4 protein-coding genes are annotated in these 3,666 nt (G+C 64.0%); 2 read left to right on the top strand and 2 right to left on the bottom strand.

What is annotated here, in order from left to right; translation table 11 throughout:
* Both DXV50_RS09355 and DXV50_RS09360 read right to left on the bottom strand, forming a co-directional pair.
* Nucleotides 1-344 (bottom strand): lyase family protein (locus DXV50_RS09355; protein WP_269801660.1); only part of this gene is annotated, 344 nt, incomplete at its 3' end.
* Nucleotides 345-472: 128 nt separating this feature from the next.
* Nucleotides 473-1,645: an argininosuccinate synthase gene (locus DXV50_RS09360; RefSeq protein ID WP_332871131.1), complete on the bottom strand. Its 1,173-nt coding sequence runs from the start codon at nt 1,643-1,645 to the stop codon at nt 473-475.
* Between the two features lie 336 nt (nt 1,646-1,981).
* Between DXV50_RS09360 and DXV50_RS10145 the strand changes: the two genes are divergently transcribed.
* A complete protein-coding gene (locus tag DXV50_RS10145) occupies nt 1,982-2,602 on the top strand; it encodes an argininosuccinate synthase domain-containing protein (RefSeq protein WP_332871130.1) in 621 nt (206 codons plus the stop codon).
* Nucleotides 2,590-3,210, top strand: a complete 621-nt coding sequence (locus DXV50_RS10150) for a hypothetical protein (RefSeq protein WP_332871132.1) — start codon at nt 2,590-2,592, stop codon at nt 3,208-3,210. Before DXV50_RS10145 ends, DXV50_RS10150 begins: the two co-directional genes overlap by 13 nt.
* The last annotated feature ends 456 nt before the right edge of the window (nt 3,211-3,666 follow it).

Genomic DNA, 3,666 nt, shown 5'->3' on the forward strand with positions numbered 1-3,666 from the left:
TCCGTCGCCACCTGGTCGTTGCGGCTGCGGCCCGTGTGCAGCGCGCGCCCCGGCGTGCCGATGTTGCGCGTGAGGGCGCCCTCCACGGCCATGTGGATGTCCTCGTCGTTGACGTCCCAGGCAAAGTCGCCGTTGGCGATCTGACCCGAGATGTCGGCCAGGCCGGCGTCGATGGCCTGCTGGTCGGCCTCGGAGATGATGCCCTGCTCGGCGAGCATCTTGGCGTGGGCGCGGCTGCCGGCGATGTCCTGTTGCGCCATGGCCTTGTCCACCTCGAGGGACGCACCGAACTCCTGCGTGAAGGCGTCGACGCCCTTCTCAAACCTGCCACCCCAAAGAGCCATCGGGCCCTCCGTTCCTCTCGTGATTGTTGTCCCAGCTAGATTAGCGCATGCTCGCAAAGGGGCCGCCCGCGCGCAACGGACGGCCCCATCTGTTCAGAAGTGCCTCCTGCAGCAACTCCTTGCGGGAGCTACTCCACCGGCTGGAGGCCGGAGCCGGGACCCTGGACGCGAGACCAGGTCTTGGACTGCAGGCCGTGAAGGTCGATGAAGCCGCGGGCGGCGGTGTGGTCGAAGGTGTCGCCCTCGTCGTAGGTGGCCAGGTTGTAATCGTAGAGGCTGTAGTCGGAGCGCAGGCCGTCGACGAAGAGGCCGCCCTTGCACAGGATGATGCGGACGTCGCCGGTGACGTACTTCTGCGTGTAGGCGTTGAAGGCGTCGATGGCGTTGCGGTTCTGGGAGAACCACAGGCCGCGGTAGACGGTGGAGGCCCACTCGACGTCGAGCTTGGCCTTCTGCTTCAGGGTCTCGGCGTCAAGGCAGAGCTGCTCGAGGGACTGGTGGGCCTGGATGAGCAGCAGGGCGGCGGGGCACTCGTAGCACTCGCGGCTCTTGATGCCCACGACGCGGTCCTCGATCATGTCGATGCGGCCAAAGCCGTTACGGCCGGCAATCTCGTTGCACTTGATGATGAGGTCAAGCAGCGGCATCTTCTCGCCGTTGATGGCGGTCGGGACGCCCTGCTCGAAGGAGATCACGACCTCCTCGGGGTCGGCGGGGCACTCGTCGAGGTTCTTGGTCATCGTCCAGATGTCCGCGGGCGGCTTGTTCCAGGTGTCCTCAAGGACGCCGCACTCGATGGCGCGGCCCCAGAGATTGTCGTCGATGGAGTAGGGCTTCTTGTGCGTGGTGGGCACGGGCACGCCGTGCTGCTTGGCCCACTCCATCTCGGAGTCACGCGTGGTGAGGTCCCAGACGCGGACCGGGGCGATGATCTCGAGCTCGGGGTCGAGAGCGCGGATGCAGGTCTCAAAGCGCACCTGGTCGTTGCCCTTGCCGGTGCAGCCGTGGGCCACGTACTTGGCGCCGTACTGGTGGGCGATGTCAACGAGGTGCTTGGAGATCAGCGGGCGAGAAAGGGCAGAGAGCAGCGGGTAGACGCCCTCGTACTTGCCGTTGGCCCAGATGGCCTTGGACAGGATCTTCTCGGCGTACTCCTCGCGCATGTCGACGGCCTCAGAGGCAATGGCGCCCATGTCGAGGGCCTTCTGCTTGATCCAGGAGAGGTCCTTCTCGTCCTGGCCAACGTTGCCGCAGATGGCGATGACGTCGAGGTTCTTCTCCTCCTGCAGCCACTTGACGATAACGGACGTATCGAGACCACCGAGTACGCGAGGACTACCTTCTCTTTCTCAGCCATTTTTGGTTTCCTTTCCATTGGCTAAATGAAGCAAGTTAGCAGGTCAATTACAGCAGCGCCAAACCCCCGACAATATCGGACGTTGCGAGAAGATCATCTTGAAGGCAGGTTGCCGCCAGACAACAGGACGCAGCCCGCAATATCGCGCGCTGCGTCCTGTTGTCTGGCGGCAACCTGCCTTCAAGATGATCTTCTCGCAACGTCCGATATTGTCGGGGGTTTGCGCTGCTGTAATTGACCTGCTAACTTGCTTCATTTAGCCAATGGAAAGGAAACCAAAATGGCTGAGAAAGAGAAGGTAGTCCTCGCGTACTCCGGTGGTCTCGATACGTCCGTTATCGTCAAGTGGCTGCAGGAGGAGAAGAACCTCGACGTCATCGCCATCTGCGGCAACGTTGGCCAGGACGAGAAGGACCTCTCCTGGATCAAGCAGAAGGCCCTCGACATGGGCGCCATTGCCTCTGAGGCCGTCGACATGCGCGAGGAGTACGCCGAGAAGATCCTGTCCAAGGCCATCTGGGCCAACGGCAAGTACGAGGGCGTCTACCCGCTGCTCTCTGCCCTTTCTCGCCCGCTGATCTCCAAGCACCTCGTTGACATCGCCCACCAGTACGGCGCCAAGTACGTGGCCCACGGCTGCACCGGCAAGGGCAACGACCAGGTGCGCTTTGAGACCTGCATCCGCGCTCTCGACCCCGAGCTCGAGATCATCGCCCCGGTCCGCGTCTGGGACCTCACCACGCGTGACTCCGAGATGGAGTGGGCCAAGCAGCACGGCGTGCCCGTGCCCACCACGCACAAGAAGCCCTACTCCATCGACGACAATCTCTGGGCCGCGCCATCGAGTGCGGCGTCCTTGAGGACACCTGGAACAAGCCGCCCGCGGACATCTGGACGATGACCAAGAACCTCGACGAGTGCCCCGCCGACCCCGAGGAGGTCGTGATCTCCTTCGAGCAGGGCGTCCCGACCGCCATCAACGGCGAGAAGATGCCGCTGCTTGACCTCATCATCAAGTGCAACGAGATTGCCGGCCGTAACGGCTTTGGCCGCATCGACATGATCGAGGACCGCGTCGTGGGCATCAAGAGCCGCGAGTGCTACGAGTGCCCCGCCGCCCTGCTGCTCATCCAGGCCCACCAGTCCCTCGAGCAGCTCTGCCTTGACGCCGAGACCCTGAAGCAGAAGGCCAAGCTCGACGTCGAGTGGGCCTCCACCGTCTACCGCGGCCTGTGGTTCTCCCAGAACCGCAACGCCATCGACGCCTTCAACGCCTACACGCAGAAGTACGTCACCGGCGACGTCCGCATCATCCTGTGCAAGGGCGGCCTCTTCGTCGACGGCCTGCGCTCCGACTACAGCCTCTACGATTACAACCTGGCCACCTACGACGAGGGCGACACCTTCGACCACACCGCCGCCCGCGGCTTCATCGACCTTCACGGCCTGCAGTCCAAGACCTGGTCTCGCGTCCAGGGTCCCGGCTCCGGCCTCCAGCCGGTGGAGTAGCTCCCGCAAGAGTTGCTGCAGGAGGCACTTCTGAACAGATGGGGCCGTCCGTTGCGCGCGGGCGGCCCCTTTGCGAGCATGCGCTAATCTAGCTGGGACAACAATCACGAGAGGAACGGAGGGCCCGATGGCTCTTTGGGGTGGCAGGTTTGAGAAGGGCGTCGACGCCTTCACGCAGGAGTTCGGTGCGTCCCTCGAGGTGGACAAGGCCATGGCGCAACAGGACATCGCCGGCAGCCGCGCCCACGCCAAGATGCTCGCCGAGCAGGCATCATCTCCGAGGCCGACCAGCAGGCCATCGACGCCGGCCTGGCCGACATCTCGGGTCAGATCGCCAACGGCGACTTTGCCTGGGACGTCACGACGAGGACATCCACATGGCCGTGGAGGGCGCCCTCACGCGCAACATCGGCACGCCGGGCGCGCGCCTGCACACGGGCCGCAGCCGCAACGACC

Source organism: Paratractidigestivibacter faecalis, from assembly GCF_003416765.1.
Lineage (GTDB): Bacteria > Actinomycetota > Coriobacteriia > Coriobacteriales > Atopobiaceae > Paratractidigestivibacter > Paratractidigestivibacter faecalis.